The following is a 330-nucleotide window of genomic DNA, read 5'->3' as shown; positions in this document are numbered from 1 at the left end:
TTGTCCTTGTAGTCCTCCGATAAAAGGCGCCTGACAAGGGTATCAGTGTTCGTGTTTTCCTCAACGCATCCCGGTTGGAAGCGGTTGAACTCCTCACGCGTCTGTTTGTCGAGATCCTTCCGATCGACGACGAATAGGCATTTTTCAATTTCGGGGTTGTCTTTGAGCAGCGTGGACGCCTTGAATGAGGTGAGCGTCTTGCCCGAGCCGGTCGTATGCCAGATATATCCGTTTCCCCGGTTTTCATGGATGCAGTCCACGATCGCCCTAACCGCATAAACTTGGTACGGGCGCATCATCATCAGCTTCCGCTCGTTCTGGATGAGTACC

1 protein-coding gene is annotated in these 330 nt (G+C 52.7%); it reads right to left on the bottom strand.

The genetic code is table 11. The annotated features are described in order from the left end of the window. On the bottom strand, positions 1–302 hold a 302-nt coding region (locus AB6A65_RS16825; RefSeq protein ID WP_371039523.1), incomplete at its 3' end, for a DEAD/DEAH box helicase family protein. Between the last annotated feature and the right edge of the window lie 28 nt (positions 303–330).

Origin of the sequence: Rhodosalinus sp. FB01, assembly GCF_041365715.1 — a bacterium.
GTDB lineage: Bacteria > Pseudomonadota > Alphaproteobacteria > Rhodobacterales > Rhodobacteraceae > Rhodosalinus.
Note: the sequence above shows the minus strand (reverse complement) of the source record. Positions and strands in the feature narration are given on the sequence as shown.